The organism is Glaciecola sp. HTCC2999 (assembly GCF_000155775.1).
GTDB lineage: Bacteria > Pseudomonadota > Gammaproteobacteria > Enterobacterales > Alteromonadaceae > Opacimonas.
Map to the genome: position 1 here is coordinate 92,239 of NZ_DS989812.1, position 25,388 is coordinate 117,626.

The 25,388-nt window shown below is 43.8% G+C and carries 14 protein-coding genes (1 of these 14 running past the window's edge); 9 read left to right on the plus strand and 5 right to left on the minus strand.

Annotated features, from left to right (window positions below):
* The 6 genes in view from G2999_RS13695 to G2999_RS06790 are tightly spaced (at most 25 nt apart) and all read left to right on the plus strand, a layout consistent with a single transcriptional unit that may run on beyond the window.
* A protein-coding gene (locus tag G2999_RS13695; RefSeq protein WP_010180036.1) for a hemolysin-type calcium-binding region crosses the window boundary here: on the plus strand, positions 1 to 9,337 show its 3' end. It extends 20,732 nt beyond the left edge of the window; 9,337 of the gene's 30,069 nt are visible here — the last part of the coding sequence; the start codon falls outside the window, past its left edge; the stop codon is at positions 9,335 to 9,337.
* An 8-nt stretch (positions 9,338 to 9,345) separates the two neighbouring features.
* Entirely contained in the window at positions 9,346 to 11,235 is a 1,890-nt protein-coding gene (locus G2999_RS06770) for a peptidase domain-containing ABC transporter (RefSeq protein ID WP_010180038.1), read from the plus strand.
* The gene (locus G2999_RS06775) at positions 11,225 to 12,523 is read left to right on the plus strand and encodes an HlyD family type I secretion periplasmic adaptor subunit (RefSeq protein ID WP_010180040.1); all 1,299 of its coding nucleotides are present in this window, start codon (positions 11,225 to 11,227) and stop codon (positions 12,521 to 12,523) included. The genes G2999_RS06770 and G2999_RS06775 overlap by 11 nt, the downstream gene beginning before the upstream one ends.
* A 25-nt stretch (positions 12,524 to 12,548) precedes the next feature.
* Positions 12,549 to 13,925, plus strand: a complete 1,377-nt coding sequence (locus G2999_RS06780; RefSeq protein WP_010180041.1) for a TolC family protein — start codon at positions 12,549 to 12,551, stop codon at positions 13,923 to 13,925.
* On the plus strand, positions 13,926 to 15,581 hold the full coding sequence (locus G2999_RS12075) for a glycosyltransferase family 4 protein (protein WP_010180043.1): 1,656 nt from the start codon (positions 13,926 to 13,928) through the stop codon (positions 15,579 to 15,581). It begins immediately after the preceding gene.
* 6 nt (positions 15,582 to 15,587) lie between these two features.
* Complete coding sequence (locus G2999_RS06790) at positions 15,588 to 16,841, plus strand: glycosyltransferase (protein WP_010180045.1); 1,254 nt, start codon at positions 15,588 to 15,590, stop codon at positions 16,839 to 16,841.
* Here G2999_RS06790 and G2999_RS06795 read toward each other — a convergent pair.
* On the minus strand, positions 16,828 to 17,619 hold the full coding sequence (locus tag G2999_RS06795; protein WP_010180047.1) for a class II glutamine amidotransferase: 792 nt from the start codon (positions 17,617 to 17,619) through the stop codon (positions 16,828 to 16,830). The two genes, G2999_RS06790 and G2999_RS06795, sit on opposite strands and share 14 nt — an antisense overlap.
* Positions 17,620 to 17,742: 123 nt before the next feature.
* On the opposite strand from G2999_RS06795, the gene G2999_RS06800 reads away from it, so the two are divergent.
* From G2999_RS06800 to G2999_RS06810, 3 genes are all read left to right on the plus strand, one after another.
* On the plus strand, positions 17,743 to 18,174 hold the full coding sequence (locus tag G2999_RS06800; protein ID WP_010180049.1) for a DUF3010 family protein: 432 nt from the start codon (positions 17,743 to 17,745) through the stop codon (positions 18,172 to 18,174).
* A gap of 121 nt (positions 18,175 to 18,295) precedes the next feature.
* A complete protein-coding gene (locus G2999_RS06805) occupies positions 18,296 to 19,048 on the plus strand; it encodes an SDR family NAD(P)-dependent oxidoreductase (protein ID WP_010180051.1) in 753 nt (250 codons plus the stop codon).
* Positions 19,045 to 19,995: an amidohydrolase gene (locus G2999_RS06810; RefSeq protein WP_010180052.1), complete on the plus strand. Its 951-nt coding sequence runs from the start codon at positions 19,045 to 19,047 to the stop codon at positions 19,993 to 19,995. Before G2999_RS06805 ends, G2999_RS06810 begins: the two co-directional genes overlap by 4 nt.
* On the opposite strand, the gene G2999_RS06815 is transcribed toward G2999_RS06810, so the two are convergent.
* The 4 genes from G2999_RS06815 to G2999_RS06830 form a co-directional block, all read right to left on the minus strand.
* Complete coding sequence (locus G2999_RS06815) at positions 19,977 to 21,152, minus strand: mandelate racemase/muconate lactonizing enzyme family protein (RefSeq protein WP_010180054.1); 1,176 nt, start codon at positions 21,150 to 21,152, stop codon at positions 19,977 to 19,979. The genes G2999_RS06810 and G2999_RS06815 overlap by 19 nt on opposite strands.
* A 53-nt stretch (positions 21,153 to 21,205) precedes the next feature.
* Complete coding sequence (locus tag G2999_RS06820; RefSeq protein WP_010180056.1) at positions 21,206 to 21,976, minus strand: class II aldolase/adducin family protein; 771 nt, start codon at positions 21,974 to 21,976, stop codon at positions 21,206 to 21,208.
* A 184-nt stretch (positions 21,977 to 22,160) separates the two neighbouring features.
* The gene (locus tag G2999_RS06825; RefSeq protein WP_010180058.1) at positions 22,161 to 23,132 is read right to left on the minus strand and encodes an MDR family oxidoreductase; all 972 of its coding nucleotides are present in this window, start codon (positions 23,130 to 23,132) and stop codon (positions 22,161 to 22,163) included.
* Between the two features lie 70 nt (positions 23,133 to 23,202).
* Positions 23,203 to 25,089: a propionyl-CoA synthetase gene (locus tag G2999_RS06830; RefSeq protein ID WP_010180060.1), complete on the minus strand. Its 1,887-nt coding sequence runs from the start codon at positions 25,087 to 25,089 to the stop codon at positions 23,203 to 23,205.
* Positions 25,090 to 25,388 lie beyond the last annotated feature (299 nt).

The window sequence follows — 25,388 nt, forward strand, 5'->3', positions numbered from 1 at the left end:
CTTTGTTATTACAACATTGACACCTGTCATTGTCTCATTATCTGCAGTAGCAGATACCAGTACGACAGGTAATGATGTGATATATGGAGAGTCGGGTGCAGATACCTTTGTTGCAGATAGTGGTAATGACACTATTTATGCTGGAGCTGGTAGTGATGATATTGCTGGCGGTGAAGGTAATGATGTGATTGTTGGTGCTGCCGGTAATGATGTGATTGCAGGTAATGCTGGTAATGATTTCATCACTGCAGGGACTGGAGACGATACAATTGATGGTGGTGACGATACAGATACGTTGAGCTATGCAAATAACGGCCAATCAATCGCTGTTAGTTACACTAACGCCACAGACGGCAACGTTTCTGGACAAGGTAGCGATGAGTTCTCAAACATTGAACATATCCAAGGCACTAGCCAAGCAGATACTTATACAGCGAGTACTGCAGGGAATACATTTACCGTCATTAATGCACGAGGTGGGAATGACTCATTTATCGGTGGTGCAGGCACTGATACCTTAGACTTAAGTGGTATCAGCGGTAATGTGACTATCGACTTTACGGGTGCTAATGCCGGTACGATAGCTTACAGTGCTGCTAATTATGGTATGGATAGCTTCAGTGATATTGATACTATAAATACAGCGGGTTCTACGGTGACTCTTAACAATGCTAATGGCGTTACTGTCACGGGTAATGCTTCGACTGATATTCTGAACTATTCAACCTTTGGTTCAGCCGTCACTGTGACCTTTACTGGAACGGGTGAAGGAGCGGTAACAGGTGGTGCTGCGGTCACATTTACGGGCACAGAGCGAGTGGTTGGTTCTGTCCAAGATGATACATTTGTCAATAACGCAGGTACTGCTCTACTTGACTTTAGTAATGTTTCTGTTGGAGTTGAATTTGATGCTAATGGTGGCGAGATTACATCTTCTGAAACAGGCACTGATAGCATTACAGGTGAATTTACTTTCATCGGAACGGTTCACAATGATACGTTTGTTGCCGGTAGTGGGAATGATACTTTCGCTGGTGGAGCAGGCTCAGATACCTTAGATTTGAGCAATCTATCAGCCGGTGTATCGGATTCTAGTACGTTTAGTCATTCTAACTCCCAATTACAATTTAGTGGTGCTGGTTCAGAATTAGGTCGTTATACGAACATTGAAGAGTTTATTTTCTCTGATAACGCTGACACTATTGTCGTCAGTGGCGTAAAAGTTCATTTAGGTGGTGGTAATGATACCGTTTCTGGTTCATCACTTAATGATACTGTGTTTGGTGAGGCTGGCGATGATTCTATAGTGACCAATAATGGTAATGATTGGATATCTGGTGGTGCTGGAGATGATACCCTTAATGCAGGAGGCGGAATAGATGTACTGAACTTTAGTGAAGTCTCTGGCGCGGTCACTGTTGATTTAGATGCCGGTACTGTCGCAAATGATGGTCAGGGCGGTACTGATACCATTAGTGGTTTTGAAAATGTATTAGGTGGTACCGGTAACGATAATATTACCGGTAGTGCAGCTGCCGAAACGATTGCTGGTGGAGCTGGTAATGACACCCTCAACGGTGGTGATGGAACAGATACAGTGTTCTTCGGTTTTGCCGCTAATAATATGATTATTAATATGGCGACAGGTGTCGTAACTGGTGAAGGTACTGACCAAATCTCTAATTTTGAAATAGTCGTTGCTGGTTTAGCAAATGACTCCATCATTGGCACTACTGGAAACGATTGGGTTTGGGGTAATGATGGTGACGATACCTTTGTCAGTGGCAGTGGTGAAGATACATTATACGGCGGTTCTGGTAATGATACCTTTGTGTTAACTGACGATGAATTCAACGACTCTGTTTTTGGTGGAGAAGGTTTCGATACACTTGATTTGTCTGCAATTACACGTGATCTTAATGAAAATATCTACGATAGTTCGGCGTATCTTGGTTCATTGCTAGATGATGCAAATGGAAAAACTGACCGTATTATTAACGGTCAATTAAATTCCGATTATTTGACCGATAGTATTGATGACCGTTATGAAGATATCGAAGCGGTTATTGCTGGTGGCGGTAATGACAAATTGACTTATATACCTAGTCAAAGTGCTCCATCTAATTCTACAGGGGTATATTTTGACGGTGGCGCGGGTAATGACACGCTCACCGGTGGTAATTCTCGTAATGATACACTTGTCGGTGGTGCAGGTAATGATAGCTTAGTCGGTGGTTCGGGTTTCGACACTGCTGATTACACGAATGCGGCTTCTGCAATTACCGTGGATATGTCATTAAGCGCCGGTCAAGTATCAACCGATGGAGACGGTGGTGCGGATACCTTAAACGGTATCGAGCATATCCAAGGCTCTACTTTCGGCGATACCATATCCGTAAATAATAGCTCGGTAGATGGTGGTGCAGGTGATGATACATTAACCGGTGCTGGTTCGAGCGATACACTAAATTATGTCTCCGCAACAGCGAATATCACGGTAAATCTAACAACAGGTTCAGCCACAGATGAGCACGGTGATACCGATACTCTAAGTGGGTTTGAAACTGTTAGAACAGGTTCTGGTAATGATAATGTAACAGGTTCAGATGCTAATGAATCCTTCTATTCAGGTACTGGAAACGATACTGTTAATGCTGGTGATGGTGATGACGTTATTTGTGTGAACACAGGCAATGATGTTATCGATGGTGGAGCTGGTAACGATACCGTTAATTTCGCAACTGAACTTCCATTCACTGCAATTCTTATTGACTTGTCAAATTCATCAGGTGTGGCTTCTGATATTGGAACCAAAATAATCACCAATGTTGAAAATATCGTAACTGGTTTTGGTGAAGATACAATTACTGGTAGTACTAATGCTGAAACGATTAATTCAGCAGGGGGGAGTGATAGTATCAATGCGGGAGCGGGTAATGATGTGGTCCTCTCTGGTGATGAAAATGATACCGTTGATGGTGGTGCAGGTGATGACCGCCTTGAAGGCCAAAATGGTAATGACTCCTTATCTGGTGGTATTGGTGCAGATACCTTGCTAGGTGGCTCAGGCCAAGATACCTTACGCGGTGAAGCCGGAGACGATTCGATCGACGGCGGCAACGAAAGCGACCTTATTTATGGTGGTGACGGTAGTGATACCTTATCAGGTGGTGCTGGTTCAGATACCTTATTTGGTGGCGCTGGTGACGATAGTTTCTCTCATAGTAATAGCGGTACCGACCGGATATATGGTGAAGCGGGTGATGATTCACTAAGCTATACAGCCTATAACTCTGCAAATGGCACGGTCTTGTTTGATGGTGGTGCGGGTAATGACACCTTAGTTCTGGTGGATCAATCCACTAAACGCTTTACGTTTGATGATTCGGCTTACGTTCGTTTAAACGATGTTGAAGTCATTGAGCTGGCCGGTGATGCACAAATCCTTGATTTAGACAGCCAAGCTATCCGTGAGTTTGCACCAAGTACTAATGCAACAGTCGATAATACGACTTACAACGCTCAAACTATTTTAGTTGTTACGAGCACAAGTGCAGATACCTTAGTGAATTTAACTGATATTGATTGGGTGGATACCGGTGATACCACTACCGTCAATGGCGGAGAGACGACTTATCGTATTTTCCAATACGGCAATGAAGGTATTTTCGTCGCGACTAACGCTGTTACTGCATTATTTGGTGACCGAGGTAACGACTCTGTAGTGGGCACTGAAAGTGCTGATAGTATTAATGCTGGCGTAGGCAACGACACCATCTTAGGGTTTGGCGGGGATGATACGATTATCTCTGGTCGAGGCGATGATGTTGTTGATGGTGGTGACGGAGATGATGAAATTCGCTTTGTGACCACTTCTGATATTACGATTGATTTAGGTCTAACCTCAGCTCAAAACACTGGTGAAGGTTCTGATACCTTTACTAACTTTGAACAAGTTCAAGGTGGTGATGGTAAAGACGCTATTACGGGTCGATTAGACGCTGATACCCTACGTGGTGGTGATGGCCGAGATACTATTTTAGGTCTTGCTGGTGATGATGTCATCGAAGGTGAAGATGGTCGCGATTCTATTGATGGCGGTTTAGGTGCTGATTCGATTAATGGTGGTGCGCTTAACGATACTATCATTGGTGGCGAAGGTGACGATTCTATTGATGGTGGAGCTGAGAACGATTTACTTACCGGCGGTGCTGGTAACGATACGATAGTTGAAACGTTGTCTAACTCTGGCGATGATACATTACGTGGTCAAGACGGTGATGACACCCTAGATGGTGGCGTTGGAAACGACTCTATTGGCGGTGATGATGGTGCTGATAGCATCTTGGGTAATTCTGGAGATGATTCCATTAAGGGCGGCACTGGAGCTGACTTTATCGATGGTGGAAACGACCAAGATAGCATCTTTGGTGGTGATGACGCTGATACCATTAATGGCGGTTCCGGAAATGATACTGTCTTCGGTGATGCGGGAGATGACTCTATCTCAGCAGGTGCTGGTAACGATACCGTTTATGGTGGTGCCGGTGATGATGAAATAGCAGGTTCTTCTGGTAATAATTATCTTGCCGGTGGCGAAGGTGTTGATACGATTGTTGGTGGGTCAGGCAGTGACACTATTGCTGGCGGTACAGGTAATGATTCACTCAACGGTGGTTCGGGTATTGATGTTATTGATATGTCGGAATCTACTTCTTCATTAAATATTGTACTTGGTAATGCTAATGACACGATTACACTCAGCGATGATGTCCTTGGCGATGATCAAGTCACAGGTTTCGAAGGTATTATTGGTGGTCAAGCTAACGATATAATCACAGGTAATGCGTCGAACAACATTATTGGTGGTGGTTTAGGTAATGACACACTTGATGGCGGAGCAGGTATTGATACGCTCGATTTATCCAATGCTAACCAAACAGTTGAAGTCGACTTAAATGTGACAGGTGCAGTAACGATTGCTGATGGCCAAGGCGGCTTTGATGTGATTCGCGGTTTTGAAAATATTACAGGTGGTTCTGCATCCGATATATTAGCGGGTGATAACGCAAATAATGTCATCGTCGGGAATGGCGGGTTTGATACCATTTCAGGTAACGGTGGTAATGATAACCTAAGCGCTGGCATCGGGAATGATAGTGTCTCTGGTGGTACGGGTAACGATACTATTTCTGGGGGTGAAGGTAACGATACTATCTCTGGTGGAGATGGCAATGATTTTGTCGATGGTAACCAAGGCGATGACTCCATTTACACTGGCGCTGGTAATGACCGCGTAGATGAAAATAATGATGGTAACGATACCATTGATGTCGGTGACGGTTATGATTCTGTCTATGCTGGTATTGGTAATGACTTGGTCATTGGTAACTACGAAGGTAACCGTGATTATTATTACGGTGAAGCTGGAACAGATACGATTACATTTGCCCATGTTACGACGAATCTCTCTTTTAGTAATTGGTATGCAGGAACTTCCACTTGGTATGGAGAAGATTACTTTAGTAGCTTTGAACGAATCATACTAGGTCAGGGTAATGACTCGCTGACTACCTATTATTACGGTACTTCTTGGGTTGATGGTGATCTAGGAAATGATAATATTTCTGGCGGACGTTATGACGATTCATTATTTGGTGGTGCTGGGAATGACTCTATCAGCGGTGGCGATGGTAATGATGAGCTCTTCGGTGGTGCTGGCGATGATAGTATCTGGGGAGCTGGTCATAATGACACTATTTCTGGTGGTGAAGGTAACGATGTTATCAGTGGAGACTGGGGGAATGGCGTATTTGATGGCGGCGAAGGTCTTGATGCTTACGCTGTATTAGATAACTATTCGCCGACTAACTCTGGTTTTGATATTGATTTAAATACTAACTGGCAAGCCAACTTCAGTTACTACGATAATAATCAAAGTAATGTGCTTATGGATATCACTTTGACTAATTTTGAAGGTCTCATTGGTGGTAGTTATAACGATACTATCACCGGAACGGATGGTTCTGATATTATTGGTGGGTATCGTGGTAATGACTCCTTAACCGGTGGTGATGGTATTGACACCTTGACCTATGGCTGGAACGGCAGTGGTAATGGTGCAACAGTAAACTTGGGCACGAATACGGTCACGAATGATGGTTACGGTACTGTGGATACTATCAGTGGTTTCGAGAACTTATCAGGTGGTCGTGGCGCGGATAACCTAACTGGCTCTGACGGTGATAATGAAATCCGTGGAGACTGGGGTAACGATACGATTATTGCTACATTAGGTAACGATACTTACGATGGTGGCGATGGTACTGATACTATTGATTTCAGTAATATCGATGTGTCAGTTGATGTTAACTTCGTTACTAATACTGCTGTTTATGGTGAAAATACGACTAGAGTGACATATTTTGAGAATGTGACACTGGGCGACACTGACGATAGCATTACTTTGGCATCTAATAATGCGGCAGTGACTATTTCTGGTGGTGATGGTGTCGACACTCTTACATATATTAGCGATGCTAATTTATCTATTACTAACTTTGCATTCGGTGCAACTACTGCAAATACACTGACGCCTGATGGCAACCGTCATACTTACACAAGTATTGAGCAATTTGTCTCTGGTGCTGGGAATGATAACTTGGCAGCAAGCGCTGGTGCTGCAAACTTTGACGGTGGCGCGGGTGATGACACTATTAATGGTACTGCTAATGCAGATACATTAATGGGTGGCGCAGGAAATGATTTAATCAATGTTACTGCAGGTGATGACTCACTCGATGGCGGTGAAGGTATTGATGCATTGAACATATCTGCAGCAACGAATGATGTGAACATTGACCTAAGTACTGATTGGGAATCGACATTAACTGTGACTGGACTTGGCAGTAACACCTTGACGAATTTTGAAGGTGTATTAGCTGGCTCTGGTGACGATGCTATTACCGGATCTGATGGCGATGATGTCATTGGCGGTGGTGATGGTGTGGATACGCTTATCGGTGGTGAAGGTAATGACATACTCTCATTTGCTAATATCACTGCGGCCGTGAATGTCGATTTAACTCAAAACCTCATCTTGAATGACGGCTTCAGTAACGAAGAAACGATTTCTGGTTTTGAAACAGTAATAGGTAGCTCTGCCAATGACACAATCAAAGGCTCAGAAGCTGCAGATGAGTTAAATGGTCAATCAGGTAATGATTATTTCTATGGTACTGCCGGTAACGATACGATTATTGGTGGCTTAGGCTCAGATACCATTGACTACTCAGCCTACGAGGGTAACCTTATTATTGATTTAGCGAACCAAACTGTCGTTAAAGATAATGGTGAAGTAGATACGTTGGTGGGTATTGAGTTTGTTAGATTTGCCGGTGCTGGTGATGATTCTATTGTTGGAAGTAACAGCAATGAGGTCATTTATGCTGGTCAAGGTAATGACACCGTCGACCTTGGATTTGGTGCTGATACCATTTATGGACAAGACGGCGATGATGTTCTGTTATTTACACCTAATGATAATGCTAGGAATTATTTCTATGGTGGTGCTGGTTTCGATATTCTAAGTTTTGAAAACAACACAACAGCTGTTAGTAATTATTTTGATATTAATGATTCTTATGACGAGGTCTATATTGATGGTCAGTGGAATTATTTCTATCAAATTGAAGGTGTTTTAGGTACGCAGTTTAACGATACATTACGTATTGACCGAGTTAATACATCCAGTAATGGTGACGATTATGATGCGATATTCGGTGGTTACTTAGATGGTAATGCTGGGAATGATGCTCTATATGGTCGAAACTCCTCAATTGACGGAAATGATACGTTATTAGGTAACCTAGGTAACGATACTATTTATGGTCAAAGCGGTAACGACTCCATTGATGGCGGTTCAGGTAATGATGATCTGCGCGGTGGCAATGAAAATGACACGATTACGGGTGGATTAGGAAACGATAACCTACTTGGTGAAAGTGGTGACGATATCCTTATCGGTGGTGTTGGCATCGATACGCTCAACGGCGGCGCGGGTAATGATACATTAACCGGTGGCACCGGAGATGATGTTATTGACGGTGGTGCTGGTGTCGATGTGATTGATTTATCTGCTGCTTCTGCGGCGTTGACTATTGATTTCTCGGATAGTACAGAGATTAGTATTACAGATGTGAATCTTGGTTCTGATACCGTGACCAATGTCGAAGGTGTTATTGGTTCTGATTTTGCAGATACCATGACTGGTAGTGATGCCGCTGAAGTGTTTGGTGGTGGTTTAGGAGATGATACTCTGGACGGTGGAGAGGGTGTTGATACGCTCGACTTCTCACGTGCAACTTCTGGCGTGACCTTCTCAATTGCAGCGAATATCGGAGCTACGGTGACGGTTGCTGACGGTCAAGGTGGAACGGATACCGTGTCTAACTTTGAAAATGTCACAGGTGGTGCAGGTAACGATATCTTTACTGGCGATGAGAATGGTAACCTAATCTCTGGTGGGGCTGGTAATGATACCATTATCGATGGCGATGGCCTTGACACTATTTATGGCGGCGACGGGAATGATACCTTCGTAGTATCAGTAGATTCACATCGTGACACTTTCTACGGCGGCGATGGTATCGATATTATCGATTTCTCAAATTTCGATGATGGTATCTCTACTGGATTCTACTTCCAAACGAATGACACTCGTGTATTGACTGTAAATAATGTTAATTATCAAAATGTCGAAGGTATTATTGCCGGTGATGGGAACGATAATCTTCGCTTTAGCGGCAGTGATGCTTACATTGATGGTGGTGCGGGTAACGATATTATGACTGCCTTTGGTGGGAATGATACCTTTATAGGTGGCCTAGGTCAGGATACGATTGATGCTGGAGCAGGTAATGACATTATTCACTTCGATAGCGATGCGGTGGATAGTATTCAGGCAAGCTCTGGTACAGATACTATATTATTTAATACTACCGAGACATTGGACTTTGCTTCTGAAACATTAGTGAATATCGATAATGCCGAAATCTTTGAGTTAGGCGCAGGTAACCAGGAAGTGACGTTATCCGGTGCCAATATCATTGATTTTGTATCGAGCAATAACAGCACGGTTGATAATTCTGATTACCAAGATAAGATACTGCTCGTTGTAGATAGCACGGAAGGCTCAGATACACTTAACCTAACAGGTGGAAGTTGGGAAGATACAGGCGACACCACTACTGTAAATGGCGAAGGCAGCTTCAGCGTTTACTATGATAGTGAAAATGACGTCTATGTAGTTACCGACATCGATCCTAATGGCATCTAAGGTTATAAATGACTGAGCAAAACACTCCACCTGTGGCACCAACGCCACAAGTGGAGAGCACTACAACAACTAAAACGAATCATCTCAGATCGTTATTGATGATCGTGAAGCAATTTTTAGTGGCGAGTAAAAACGGACGAGGTCTCACTGTGGATAGTGAAGAATTACCCGTTGATGGTCTATCCGATGAACAGGCACAAACGTGGTTCGATGCGATTTTCGAACCCTTGCGGCCTGCTTATAAACAAACCTTATTGATGGCTTTTGGGATCAACATTATAGGGTTATTTGCCTCGATATTTGCGTTACAAGTATATGATCGCGTCATCGCTAAAGGCGGCCATAACACGTTAATCGCATTAGCCTCAGGGATGGCGATTGCTATTTTGGTAGAATTTATTTTACGTGGTGGTCGCTCTGCGCTCATGCGTCGGATTGGTTCACGCATTGAAATATCTATTGCACGCACTGTTTATAAACGTCTTGCGGATATGCCTTTGATAGAGTTGGAAGCTCGCTCACCGGCATTTTGGCAAGCGATGTTTAGAGATATTGAATTAGTTCGTAGTGTCATGGCGGGTGCACCGGCATTGCTACTTATTGATTTACCTTTCATTGTATTAACACTGATATTATTAAGTATCATAGCACCGCCACTATTGGTGCTAGCGTTAGCGATTATGTCTGCGTTTATGTTCTTAGCCTGGCGCTCGGAAAAAGTGATGCGTAACGCGGCTGCTGATGAAAAAGCCTTGATGATTAATCGTGATGCTGTGTTATCTGATCTAACGGCATCTCGTCGCCATTTAAAAGCGGTTGGTCCTTCTGCTTCTTTGAATCTTAAGTGGGAAACGCAATACGCCCAATGGATGGAGAACTCGGTTGATCGCAGTGAAGAAAGTGACCGCTATCGTGATATGTCCCAAAGCTTAATGGTGAGCTCCACGGTCTTAATGACCAGCTTTGGCGCCATCGCTATCATGAACCAACTCATGACAATGGGGGCATTGATTGCGGCGAATATTTTAACTGGAAAACTCACCAGTCCAATGGTGCAATTAGTCAGTCAATGGCGTACATTTGGTCAATTTAACCTTGCTCGCGACCGTCTGAATGAATTATTCAGTGTACCGCTGGACCGCACTGTGTCACCTGTCGCGATGGCGCGTCCAGAAGGGCAGTTGACGTTAGACAAGGTGAGCTTTGCATATCCCCAATCTGAATCTAATCAAATTAATGAAGTCTCCGGTCGACTCGGCGCGACGGGGTTACATGTGATTGTTGGTAATAATGGGAGTGGGAAAACGACATTACTCAAACTGATGCGCGGTTTATATGCACCTTCAGCTGGTCGAATCTTAATTGATGGGTCAGATATAAAGCAATTTGGCCAACAAGACCTCGCCAAATGGATAGGTTACTTACCTCAACAACCTCGCTTAGTGCAAGGTACGATTAAAGAAAACTTACTACTCGCTAGTACGGATATTACTGATGAAGAATTAGTCACGATTTGTAAGCTCGCTGGCGCATTTGAATTTATCACCAGTTTACCCGATGGCTTTGATACCGAGGTTGGTGAAGCGGGGAGTCGCTTTTCTAGCGGTCAACGCAAACGTATTGCGATTGCTCAAACGTTAATGCAATCGCCCCCGATTATTTTATTCGATGAGCCTACATCTGACTTAGATCGTGAAGCAGAGCAAGCGTTTATTGCACAAATGAAATTATTAGCTAGAGATCGTACGGTCATTGTCGTATCTCATAGCCCGGTATTGTTGCAACAAGCTGATGGTATTGTTGTATTACAAAACGGAAGAGTCGCGGCTGCGGGTCTAGCCAAAGATGTGTTACCTAAACTCGGTTTTACAAGCAGTGGAGATAATCATGGTAGCTAATAATCCATTTGCAAAAGTACTACAAAAACAAGGAGAACCGAACTGGCGTCGTCGCGATGTGTGGTTGATCCTATTATTTATTGTGGCATTGATATGGGCTAGTGTGGCTAAAGTTGATCGAGTAGTAACTGCACCGGGTAAAGTGGTCCCATTTAATAAGGTAAAAGTGATTCAGCATTTAGAAGGCGGGATCATTGAAACCTTATATGTTCAAGATAATCAGAGAGTGGCGGCAGGCGACCCGCTGATTGAATTAAACCTAGCGAGTTCTGGTGTCAATGTACCCGAATTAATGGCGCGTTTTGGTGTGTTACAAATTATACAGAAACGTCTTATGGCAGAAACGCAAGGAACTGAATATGTGGTTGATAATGATTTACCAGACAACATTCGTCAGTCCGGATTGGCAGAAAAGAACACGTTTAAATCACGTACTAATGAACTAAATGAAGTTGTCTCTGCATTAGAACAACAACTCAAACAAGCCGAAAAGCGCGTTGCCGAGCTGCAAGCGAAACAACAGTCCCAAGAACAAAACTTAATCATTGCAGAAAAGGAACTCGCGATTTCAAATAATCTTGTTGCTGATAAATTGGTCTCTGAACTTGAACATTTCCAGCGTTTACGTGCGGTAGAAACCATGAAAGGTGAAATTGCAGCAACGACTCAAGCTATTGCGGGTGCGTTATCTGTTGTAGTTGAATCGCAAGGACGTATTCGCGAAGAACAAGCGCGTTTCGTTCGCAGAGCATCCGATGAGTTAGGTGATATTGAACGCCAAATGGCGAGTGTAAATGAAGAGCTAATTCGCGCCAAAGAGCAAAAAGCACGTTCCGTAATTCGTGCTCCGATTGATGGTTTTGTCAAAAATATTAAGTATCAGGCTATTGGTAACGTGATAAAACCGGGCGAGCCGATAATGGAAGTAGTACCAGAAAAAGACCGATTGGTCATCGAAGTCAAGTTATCGCCGGTGGATCGAGGTTTTGTTATCCAAGATCAAGAAGCCTTAATCAAAATCTCAGCTTATGACTACTTTCGTTATGGCGGTATTGTTGGAACGGTAGAGGGAATTGCTGCTGATACAACCATTGGCCAACAAGAAGAACAGTATTATCGCATCATCATTAATGCCTCTCAGGCTTATGTTGGTGCACCTGAACAACAAATGTTAATCAAGCCTGGTATGACTGGAGAGGTAGCGATCAAAGTCGATTCTCAATCCGTCTTATGGGCACTTATTAAACCGATATTAAAAATAAAAAGTGAAGCATTACGCGAAACTTAAGCCATTGTCTCTCAAGGGGGGAACCATGACAATAAAACGTAAACTAACCGCTGGACTACTTGCTGCAAGTGTTGCATTTGCGGTGAACGCGAATCCGTTAGAGCAAGAACTTGCACACTTAGTTAAGACACATCCTTTATTACTTGCTAGTGATTTTGCTATCGATGCATCAGTAGATAATACTGCTGCGGTGAATGCGAATTTTTATACGCGTTTGAAACTCAATGCTGAAACGGGGCGTGAAAAAATTGCTTCCAGAAGCTATTTACCAGACGATAATTTTTATTTAGGTAATGCCGGTACCGGTCCTAACCAACGTAGTAAGTTATCCTACCGTAAATGGGGCTTAACCTTAGAAACCCCTTTATGGCATGGTGGTCGTAATTACTCTGATCTCCGCACTGCTCAGCTTAATCAAGACATGGCAGCGATGGATAAAAACGGTTTGACCCAACAAGTCTTACTTGAAGGGATCACTGCTTATTTACAAGTAGCTCGTTTCTTAACGTTAATTAAATTGACAGAAGAAAATGAAGCATCAACCCTAAATCAATTGGAATTAGAGCGTAAACGTGTAAATGCCGGTGGTGGTGTCGCAGTGGATGCATTACAAGCGCAAACACGCTTACAAATTGTCCGTGAACGGACCGTTTTCTATCGTCAAGGCTTACGTGATGTGATGACAAACTACCAGCAAGTATTTGGTCGTTTGCCAGATTTAAATAATTTACAATCTCTAGATTTGTTCGCTGAACAACTCCCTCAAAGTGTTGATGTTGCATTAAATATCGCAAAAGCGCAAAGTCCTGATATCCAAGCAGCAGATATTGAAACTAAGCGTGCAAATGAAGCTCTTACTCGAGTGAAGACTGAATATACACCACGTTTTGACTTAGTTGTTGGTTCGACCCATGAGTTTGATAAAAACATGCTTGATGAACGAAGTGATATGTTTGTTGGTGTGAAAATGAACTGGGAATATTCACTCGGTTTTGAAACTAAATACCGTTCTTCAGAAGCAACGAATCGCTTAAACGAACAAAAACAACGGGCTAAAAACGTAAATAACCGAACTGCTGAAGCGGTTAATATCGCTTGGAACCAAGTGGAAAACGGTCAAGAGCGTTTAAGCTTACTAACCGACGCGGCGGAAATTTCCAAAACCGTCATGGAAGATCGTAAACGTCTACGTGATGCTGGTAAAGAAACAGCTTTAAGCGTGCTTGATGCAGAAGTGGAATATTATGGTGTACTAGCGAGTCGCGTGAATGCATTGTATGATACGCGCATCAGTTCATACCGTTTAATGAATGCTATGGGTAAACTGACACCAGATACGATAGGTATCGATGGCCAGTTTAAACTCCCTGTGCAGTCATTATCGCTAGATTTAATGAAATAAATGGGCAAAACCAAACCAGCGTTATATTTTAGTAATGAAAGCTACTCCGTCAGTGGCCCCAAACTTATGGGGCGGCAAGCGGCTGGAGAAGCTTTTCTGGAAGGGTTTTTAGCACATTATGGGCGGTCCGAGATTGATATACTCCTTCATTCCCCCAAAGAAGTACGTCAGTCTAGGGATTTCCTAATCAAGCAGCAGCAAGTTGAACGGGTGAACTCATTCAACTTGTGGCAGCTTGAACAGTTTACCAACAGTACGTTGTATATGCCTTATCCTGGTATTGGGGATATGGCGGTACATCGAGCTAAAATCGACGAGGCTCGATTTAGTTTATGTGGGATTACTCACACAACTGCCTCTCATAGCGTTATGGAAACGCTTTCTAATTTACTCACTGATCCGGTCAGACCATGGGATGCACTTATCTGCACTTCATCTAGTGTCCGTCAATCTGTGGAAGTCATATTAGATGAAAAGATGGATTATCTCCGTTGGAAATTAGGGGCCACACGTTTTGAGTTACCGCAGTTACCTGTGATACCTCTTGGAGTACATTGTCATCACTATGCTGAGAAGATTCCTGATGCGCGTGCGCAACTAGGTATTGCACCTGATGATATTGTCGTGATTTATGTGGGGCGTTTATCGTTTCATGCTAAAGCGCATCCTCATCCGATGTTAGCGGCGCTAGAAGCTGCGCATCATCAGCGCAAAAATACACAAGGTAAAATTCACTTACTTCAATGCGGGTGGTATGCTAATGAACATATTGAAAAAGCATTTACTGATTTACAAAGAACCTTAAGCCCTAATGTTGAGCACCATTACATTGATGGACGTGACAAACAAAATGTCAAACTAGTGTGGTCAGTAGCGGATATATTTATGTCCTTATCTGATAATATCCAAGAAACCTTTGGGTTAACGCCAATAGAAGCGCTAGCGGCTGGGGTGCCTGCGATTGTCAGTGATTGGGATGGTTACAAAGACACTATCACACATAATGAAACTGGCTTTCGGGTTAAAACGACGATGCCATCAAAAGATGGTGTTGGCAAGTGGTTAGCACATCGTTACGCCACGGGTGAAGATACCTATGATATGTATTGTGGGCACAGCTGCGAAACTATCAGTGTAGATATGCACGAAACAACGTCGTATTTAGTTCGCTTGATTGATGATCCTGCATTGCGTCAATCTATGGGTGAAGCGGGTGTGCAGCGTGCTAAATCTCATTACGATTGGTCTGTGATTATGCGTCAATATGATGAGTTATGGACGCAACTGGATCATATTCGCCAACACACGACCAATAAATTTGGTCCATTACCTCATAAAATCTTACCTCAGCAAATTGACCCCTATCGATTATTTGCTCATTATCCGACAGAGCAGTTCAGTCAAAATACGTGTTTAAGTGTGGTAACTAGGTTATCTGAGGTTGAGTTTGAGCGATTGATTAATCTTAAAGCGCATAGCTTTGCGCATCATATATTACCTAAATACTCTGAAGTCTCGTCTATCTTGAATGTATTTGACCAGCATCCTGAGTGTCACTTAAGTACATTATCTGAGGCACTTCCTTTATCATCTATTCGCTTAGAAATAACACTCTCTTGGTTATTAAAAGTGGGTACACTTTCTTTAGAACGATAATTACCTATGAACATACTGTTTATTCATCAAAATTTCCCTGGGCAATATAAGCACATTGCGCCGGCTCTTGCTGAACGTGGTCACGATGTTAAAGCGATTGGCATGTGTGATTTTAAATCGAATGATAAAATCACCTATCATCGCTACCAAAATAAACGTGGAACCACCGCCAATGCTCATCCATGGGTGATTGACTATGAAGCGAAAATAATTCGCGGTGAAGCGTGTGCTAATTTATGTAAGTCATTACTCGATGATGGTTACACACCTGATGTAATTTGTGTGCATCCTGGATGGGGTGAAGCGTTGTTTCTAAAAGATGTTTGGCCGGAGGCTAAGCAACTACATTTTGTGGAGTTTTATTATGGCTCTACTGGGCGTGATGTTGATTTTGATAAAGAATTCCCGACGTTAAACTTCGCTGGAAAGTGCCGTTTAACGAGTAAAAACACCAACAACCTAATGAATCTTATCACCATGGATGCGGGCATGTCTCCTACACGGTGGCAGCACTCTACAGTCCCTGAACAATTCCATGAAAAAATATCTGTGATCCACGATGGGATCGATACGAAAGTTCTCTCACCGGATAAAAGCGTGAGTTTTCAAGCTAAATCTGTTGCTGGGAATGTGGTTCATTTTGATCAAAGTAAGCAGGTGATTACATTTATTAATCGGAATTTAGAACCCAGTCGTGGTTATCACTCTTTTATGCGGGCTTTGCCTATGATCATGGCGCAGAACCCTGAGGCAAAAGTGGTGATTATCGGTGGTGATGGCGTCAGCTATGGAAAAGCGCCAGAGAAAGGCACTTGGAAAAATATCTTTTTAGATGAAGTGAAAGAAGATATTGATTTAGATAGACTCTTCTTTTTAGGCCGGATTCCATATCATGTATATTTAAGTGTCATGCGTTTATCTGCTTGTCATGTCTATTTAACGTATCCTTTTGTCCTGTCATGGTCAATGCTTGAGGCATTAAGCATCGGTGCACCTGTGTTAGCTTCAAGTACGCCGCCAGTATTAGAAGTGATTGAAGATAATAAAAATGGATGGTTAGTGGATTTCTTTGATTATGAGGCAATCGCCAAACAGACGACTGCGATTTTAAATAAGCCTAAAGCAGATATTGAACGAGTAACATTGGCAGCTAGAGAAACGGTTGTTGAAAAATATGATTTAGAGCTAGTGTGTTTACCTAAACAAGTCGCATTGATTGAGAATTTAATCGATGGTGGTCATCAGATTAATCATCACTAGCCAAAAAACGCCCCGTTTGCTCACCTTGCTCAAACACTAACATCTCACCTGGCTGCATTTTGATCCACGTTTCATTAGTGGTCAGCGGCTGGGTAGCGAACACGGTAACCACATCTTTTTCAGTCGTTTCAGTACTGAAATCCACACTCACTTCAATGTCTTTTAATAATGCAGGACCAAACGGCGCGCGGCGAGTGATCCAATGTAAATTATTGGAACAGTGGACGATCAGTGCATGGCCATCACTGAGCATAAAGTTACACACATCATAGGCATGCAGCTGGGCGCGCTTTTCATAAATAAATGCATATAGTTGTGTCGGATCAGACGGGCGGGTCGGAAATGCTGTTGCGATTTGGTCGAGTAACCAACAGAAAATATGTTCAGAATCGGTCGTTCCTACCGGTAAATAACGGCCTAAAGGCAATATAGTATCAATATCTTTGAGCTGGCCGTTATGCGCAAATGTCCAGTTCTCACCCCATAGTTCACGGCGAAATGGATGGGTATTCTCAAGCGTCAATGCACCGACATTGGCTTGTCTAATATGCCCAATAACAATGTCACTTTTGATGCATTGTTGCTTTAAAAAGTTAGCGACATCGCAGTCCGAGCCGGCTTGTAGATCACGAAACTCTTGTACGCCTTTGCCCCGATAAAACGTGATCCCCCAACCATCCTTATGTACATCTGTGCGACCGGCACGTTCGACTAACCCGGTAAAACTAAATCGAGCATCGGTAGGCACATTGGCCGACATTCCCATTAATTGACACATATTATTGCGCTTACGTTTAAATTATCTTAATAGTCTATTATACCTAACTGATAGCATAGGTACTATCGCCAACCGTCGTAAAACGATATAATTCTAGTCTTACCAGTACATAGAGAATATGAAATGCAAGTATGTGGCGTTGAAATTAAAGGAACAGAGGCTGTCATCAGTTTATTATCGATATCCGATGGATTGTTTAACATTCCTGATTGTCGAGTGCGTAAGATTGAGTACACAAAGAAAAATACGACGTCTGATTTACGCTATTTTCAGGCGACATTTGCTAAGCTGATTGAAGATTATAAAGTCGATGCGGTCATCATCAAAGAGCGTCCATTAAAGGGTAAATTTGCGGGTGGGGCATTAGGTTTTAAAATGGAAGCCGCGATTCAACTGATCCCGGATTTGGATGTGCATGTGATGACGAATATTGACTTAAAAGAGACATTAAATCGTTACCCTGTGCCGGTCGATTTTAGTGAAACGGGATTAAAAATCTTCCAGCAAGCAGCATTTAATACCGCGTTTGCTTATTTGGCACCTAATTGTTTATAACGCCACGACTTTTCCTTGCCAAACCAGACTATCCTAAGCTAGATTATAGACATGTAAGAGACGATCAGGAGATCGTCTTATTCGACCAAACCCAATATAAACCTGCTTAGGAAAATCGTTTATGCCAAATACTGCCCCAGAACAGAATCACATCCCTACATTGGTCATCACGGGAGGCTCTTCTGGCATTGGTTTGGCAATTTGTCAGCGCTTTATCGCCGCAGGTTACCGAGTATTTAATTTAGATATCCAAGCGTCTAATGTCGGTCACTTCATGCAAGTGGACGTGACAGACGGAACGGCAGTTCAACAGGCGATTGCACATATTGCTGAGCAGCACACTATCGATACGTTAATTTGTAATGCCGGTAAACACTTCTCGGCAGATATTGAACACACCTCTGAAGCGCAACTTGATAGCATGCTTGCCTTAAACGTCAAAGGGGCGTATCACGCTATTCAGGCGACGTTACCTAACATGAAACAAGCCAAGAACGGCTCAATCATTTTAATTGCTTCTGACCAAGCGTTAATCGGTAAAAAATCGTCGTTTGCTTATAATCTCACCAAGCACGCTCTTGCTTCGATAGCAAAAACCACCGCCTTGGATTATGCCGCGTTTAATATTCGTGCCAATGCACTTTGCGCTGGTACGATTGATACTCCGTTATATCAACAAGCGATTGCTAACTATGTTGAGCGTTCTGGCTCAAATCCAAAAGATGTGCACCAGTTTGAAGCCCAATGTCAGCCATTAGGGCGTATTGGTTTACCTGAAGAAGTGGCCGGTTATGCATTATTTCTTGCTTCTGATGATGCTCGATTTATTACAGGTTCGTTGCCTGTGATGGATGGTGGATATATTGCAAAATGATCACAGTGGTCGATCCGCATGTGCACCTAATTGCATTGGCGGACGGAGAGTATGGTTGGTTACAACCGAGTAACCCGCCATTTTGGCCGGATAAATCGATCATTGCTCGCTCATTTAGCCCAGCGGATCTAACGCTTTCAGCTCCTCTTGCATTACACGCCTTTGTGCACGTCGAGGCGGGGTTTGATAACGCCCATCCTCATCGAGAAGTTGCTTATTTAGAACAGCATTATTTATCATCGGCTGAGCTCTCAGTCACCGCCGAGCGAGCAGTTACCCCTGAGCAAGTAGTCACTGAAAAACTGTCGTCATCTACGCCTTTTAACACCATCGCCACGTGCGATTTGACCCTGCCTACAGAGCAGTTCCAGGCACAAATTGATACATTGTCTGCATTACGCTCTTGTGTCGGAGTTCGCCATATTCTCGATGAAGATGCCAGAACCTTATTAGATTTGCCTCAGGTCATCACAAATTTACATGCGTTAGCACATGCGCAGCTGATATTTGAATGTCAGTGTGATCTGACCGATGCATGGGTCGTAGAACAGATCATAGCCTTTCATCGAAGCACTTCGCATGTATGGGTGATTAATCATGCTGGTATCGGCGCATATAATGATGCAAACAGCCTAAGGATATGGACTACGCAGATGAAAGCATTAGCTCAATGCCCCAATATCCACGTGAAAGTGTCGGGCTGGGAAATGGTAGACCGTCAATACACAGCTGACGCGATAAAACCGATCATTAAGCAATTAGTAGATATATTTGGTGTGGAGCGGGTGTTACTGGCGAGCAATTTTCCATTGACGCTATTTCGTCAATCCTACCAAGACTACTGGCAAATGATGCATGATGTCTTGGTTGAATTAGGCTTTGATGAAACACACCAGCGCGCCTTGTTGGGACAAAACGCGCGGGCTATTTACTTCACGACCACGTGAGGTGAGCGTTTCACGATCTCATCATTTAATTCAATCCCGATCCCTGGTAAATCAGGTACCACAAATTGGCCATTAACCGGTTGGTAATCTTGGATACACAGCTCACGGTTCCATGATTTTATCGCGTATGTATGATGCTCGTGGATCAAAAAGTTAGGGATCGCCGCTTCTAATTGCAACGCCGCTGCAGTCGCCACAGGACCGCCGCACACGTGTGCTTGGATCCGAATATCATAGACATCCGCATAGTCACATACTTTTTTCGCTTCTGTGAATCCGCCACATAGGCCCACATCCGGTTGCAGTACATCAATACTTTGATCTTCAAAATATGGACGTGCATCCCAGCGATGATACAAACGCTCGCCACCAGCAATCGGTACCTTGACGTTTTGTTCCACTTTTTTATGCACCGCTGAGTTGAGGTAGTTCACTGGCTCTTCAAACATCATACAGCCGACTTCTTCAATCACACTGCCCATTTGAATGGCACTGGCACAGCCCATTAACGAATGTGCTTCAAAAATAATATCGACGTCTTCACCCACCGCGTCACGGATCGCACGCAGACGATCACCAAATAAACGCATTTGCTTAGGGGTAAATAAGTTGGTGCGGTCAAAACTTGAATTACCATGCTCATCGTACACTATCGGATCGACTTTCACTGCGTCATACCCTTCAGCAACGGCTTTAAGCGCGGCTTCTGCGTATTGGGCTGGTTCGGTTAATTTGACACATTCGCTATCCCAATCAAACTGTAACTGACTAGCATAGGTACGCAAATTATCATTCGTCTTACCACCGAGTAGCTGATATACCGGCACATTTAATGCTTTGCCTTTAATATCCCACAACGCAGTATCAATTGCGCTCATCGCAGCATACAGGACCGGTCCGCCCCCTAAACCCCAGAAGCTTTCACGTAGCATACGCGACCATAATTGCTCTGTTTTGAATGGGTCATGGCCGATCAAGACCGCTTCTGCAATTTCTTTGATCATGGCTGCTGCTGCACTGTGGCCCCAATCATAGGCTAGGCCTGCTTCTCCGACGCCGTGGATCCCTTCATCGGTATGCACGCGCACAAAAATAGGATTCCAAGGTGGACGTTCTGGGCAATGAATATCAAAAATTTCAACGTGAGTCACTTTCATGAGAATAAAGCCTCGTATTCGGTATGGTTAAATAAAAAAAGAAATAACATGTCTTATTGGTCAAAATCAGGGTAAGCACGTTTGACTCGGCGCATCATGGCAGGCCAGGTTTTTTGTCCCCCCGTCAAGCCGGTATGAACGATGTTTGCTTGCGCTTTGATCCCATCAATAATGCCTTGGTCCACGAGGATCGGCGTATCGCTACTGGCATCAATTTTGATTTGGATCTCACAAGCTTTGAGCAAATCGTACATGTGCATAAATGCATCACCAATCGTCAAGCCCATCGTCAACGCGCCATGGTTACGTAATAACATAAAATTAGCATCGCCTAAGTCATCTTGAAGGCGCTGTATTTCATCTTCCTCTACAGCCAGTCCCTCATAGTCATGATAGGCCATCGATGCCAGGGCAAAGGCGGAGTATTGCGAGTAGGGACGTAATCCATCTTGTAAGGATGCCACCGCAATCGCATCCGCGTGATGGACATGAAAGGCGCATTGGTCGGCATGTCGTGCGATATGAACCGCGCTATGAATGGTAAAGCCAGCAGGATTAATACTAAAGGGACTATCTGGATCGACTACATTCCCCTGTATATCGATTTTAACCAAGTTAGAGGCAGTCACTTCTTCAAATGCCAGCCCAAACGCATTGATTAATAAGTATTCAGTATCTGGGATCCGCGCTGAAATGTGGGTATGAATTAAATCATCCCAGCCATGCATTACCATCAGTCGGTAAGCCGCTGCTAACTCAACACGCGTTTGCCATTCTGCAGCGCTGACTTGCCCTGCTAAGCTTGGGGTAGGAATGTCGTACATAGTCTAATGTCATCATGGTTGTTTATGAATATACTAACATACGACGATATGAATACTTAGAACGATTAGGAAAAATAGTGTACAGGATTGGCCGTTTATCATTCGAGTATGTGCTGTATCGCATCCAATGCGCCATTAAAAAGCTGCGCCATAGTGGCGCAACTTTATTAGCTAGAGCCGACGATTAACTTAACTTCACTAAATAACGACCCGTCACTGTGCCGGCCATTAATGCTTTGGCCGCGTCTTCGACGTCCGCTAGACCAATGGTATGAGCAATATCCGATAACTGTGAAATATCCATCTCATTAGCTAAATCAGCCCATGCCGCTTGGCGTTTTGCCACCGGACAATACACACTATCCACGCCCACTAATGACACGCCACGTAAAATAAATGGCGCAACCGATGAGGGTAAATCCATGCCTTGTGCTAAACCACAAGCTGTCACCACACCACCGTACTGCGTATTAGCAATAATATTCGCTAAGGTATGGGAGCCGGCAACATCGACAGCACCAGCCCAAATTTGTTGACCTAATGGACGCGCTTTTTCAGCATATTCCGCACGGTCAATGACGGCTTTCGCGCCTAACCCCGTTAAATAGTCATTTTGGTCCGCTTTACCTGATAAAGCATGGACTTCATAGCCGCGTTTAGCCAGAATGTTGACCGCAATACTGCCTACACCACCAGTCGCACCTGACAGGATAATCGGACCTGACTCAGGTTTCACACCTTGGTCACGCAGTACATTACAGCATAACATCGCCGTATAACCAGCGGTCCCTATGCGCATGGCATCGGCATCAGACAATCCCGCAGGCAATTTAATCAGCCATTTGCCTTTCACCCGCGCAGTTTGTGCAAATCCGCCCCAATGTTTTTCGCCTACGCCCCAGCCGTTTAATACCACATGATCACCCACGGCAAAGTCAGCATTATCAGATGCAGTAACGACGCCACTAAAATCAATCCCAGGTACCATCGGGTATGATTTGGCTATAGGCGCAGAGCCAGTGACCGCCAAGGCGTCTTTGTAGTTAATGGTCGAGTAACTCACCGCTACTGTGACATCACCCTCGGGCAAGGCCGATTCATCAAGATCAGTTAATGCAATGGTGTTCTTATCAGTTAATTGTAACGCTTGAAACATGTTCACTCCTGTCGTTGTTCTTATAATCGCTACTGTATCAAATCAATGTAGCAGTATCTGTAGTGAAACGCTATATCCAGTTACGCGATTGCATTAATCCATGCATCTCGTCTAAACAAGCAGGATCGTCAATGGTCGATGGTACCGTATAGGCCTGTCCATCAGCCATATTTCGTAATATTTTACGCAAAATTTTACCAGAACGTGTTTTGGGTAAACGCGGTACAATCAAAGTATCTTTGAAACACGCAATCGGTCCAATATTTGCCACTAGTGCTTTTTTGATATCTTGGTGCAGGTCTGCATCGGTAATATCTTGGCCATCTTTTAAAATCACCATGCCGACAGGTAACTGTCCCTTCAGGCTGTCTTTGACGCCGATCACCGCACATTCTGCTACCGCAGGATGCTGAGCCACGACTTCTTCCATTTCTCCGGTGGATAAACGGTGTCCAGCAATGTTTATCACATCATCAGTACGCCCCATAATAAAGACATATCCATCTTCATCGATGTAGCCACCATCTCCGGTGCTATAGTAACCTGGGAACTCTGTTAAATAAGCACTTTCAAAGCGTTCAAAGTTACCCCAAATTGACGGTAGACAGCTAGGTGGTAATGGGCATTTAATCGCTATCGCACCTTGTGATCCTGCCGGCAGCTCCGCGCCAGATTCATCTAAAATACAGACATTAAAGCCGCTGATAGGTAAGGTGGCAGAGCCTGCTTTGACCGGTACTTTTTCAATCCCGAGCATGTTGCCACAAATTGCCCAGCCGGTTTCCGTTTGCCACCAATGATCGATGACCGGCTTACCGGTTTTTTCTACGGTCCAATCATAGGTCGGTGGATCAAGACGTTCACCCGCCATAAAGATATTGTTCAAACATGAAATATCGTAATCATTAATTAGTAGACCGTCAGGATCTTCTTTTTTGATCGCCCGGAACGCAGTAGGGGCGGCAAATAAGGTCTTGACCTGATATTCTTCAACCATGCGCCAAAACCCACCTGCATCCGGGGTACGCACCGGTTTACCTTCATACATAATCGTCGTGCAACCAGCTAATAGCGGGGCATATACAATATAAGAGTGACCCACGACCCAACCCACATCCGAGGCAGCCCAAAAGACATCACCTGGTTGGTTATCATAAATAGCGGCCATGGAATAATGCATCGCCACTGCATGCCCACCATTATCTCGCATAACGCCTTTAGGCGCGCCGGTGGTGCCTGATGTATAAAGGATATAAAGTGGATCAGTACCATTCACTGGCACCGGCTCTGCTGGCGTAGCTGCGCTGATGACATCGTTCCAATCACAATCTCGCTCATGATGTAATTCAGCTGGTAAGGTGTCACGCTGGAACATGATGACACTATCCGGTGAATGGCTCGCCAGGTTAATCGCTTCGTCAACCAATGGTTTATAGGGGATCACTTTAGCTATTTCGACGCCACAAGAAGCTGTGACAATGACCTTAGGGGTGGCATCATCAATACGTACCGCCAGTTCAGCAGGCGCAAACCCACCAAATACGACAGAATGAATAGCACCAAGGCGAGCGACGGCTAGCATGGCAATTGCCGCTTCTGGGATCATTGGCATGTAAATAATGACACGATCACCTTTCTCGACACCTTTATCACGTAATGCGCCAGCAAATGCTGCGACTTGGGTTTGTAATTGTGAATAGGTCAACTGGCTTTTGGTATTGGTCACCGGTGAATCATAAATAATAGCCGCTTGGTCACCCCGTCCACTTTGGACATGATGATCAACTGCCATATAACAGGTGTTTAAGACCCCATCAGCAAACCAACGGTCCATGTTATTTTCATCTTTACTCAAGATCGTCGTAGGTGGAACAAACCACGGTAATGCAGAGGCTTTATCTCCCCAAAAATGTTCTGGTGTGTCAATGGAAGATGAATATTCGTTGGCATAACTCATGTGTTAAAATTCCCATATGTTTTGTTAAATATTTATGAATCCACTGTAAACTATGAATGGGAATTAGCGAATACGACCTTTGTGGCAACACCTACTTACAATTACAAGATTGCGTGAATATCCCACATTCATATACATTGTGTTCATATCATTATTGGAGAAGTATCAATGGAACCAACCGAGTTAATCGCCACCTTTATCAGTATCCCTGTATTTTTAGTTATATTTGTGGTCGTAGTATTAAAGTTTTCAATAAAGTTTGTCCCACAAAATCGTGCCTATGTGATGAACGATTGCAA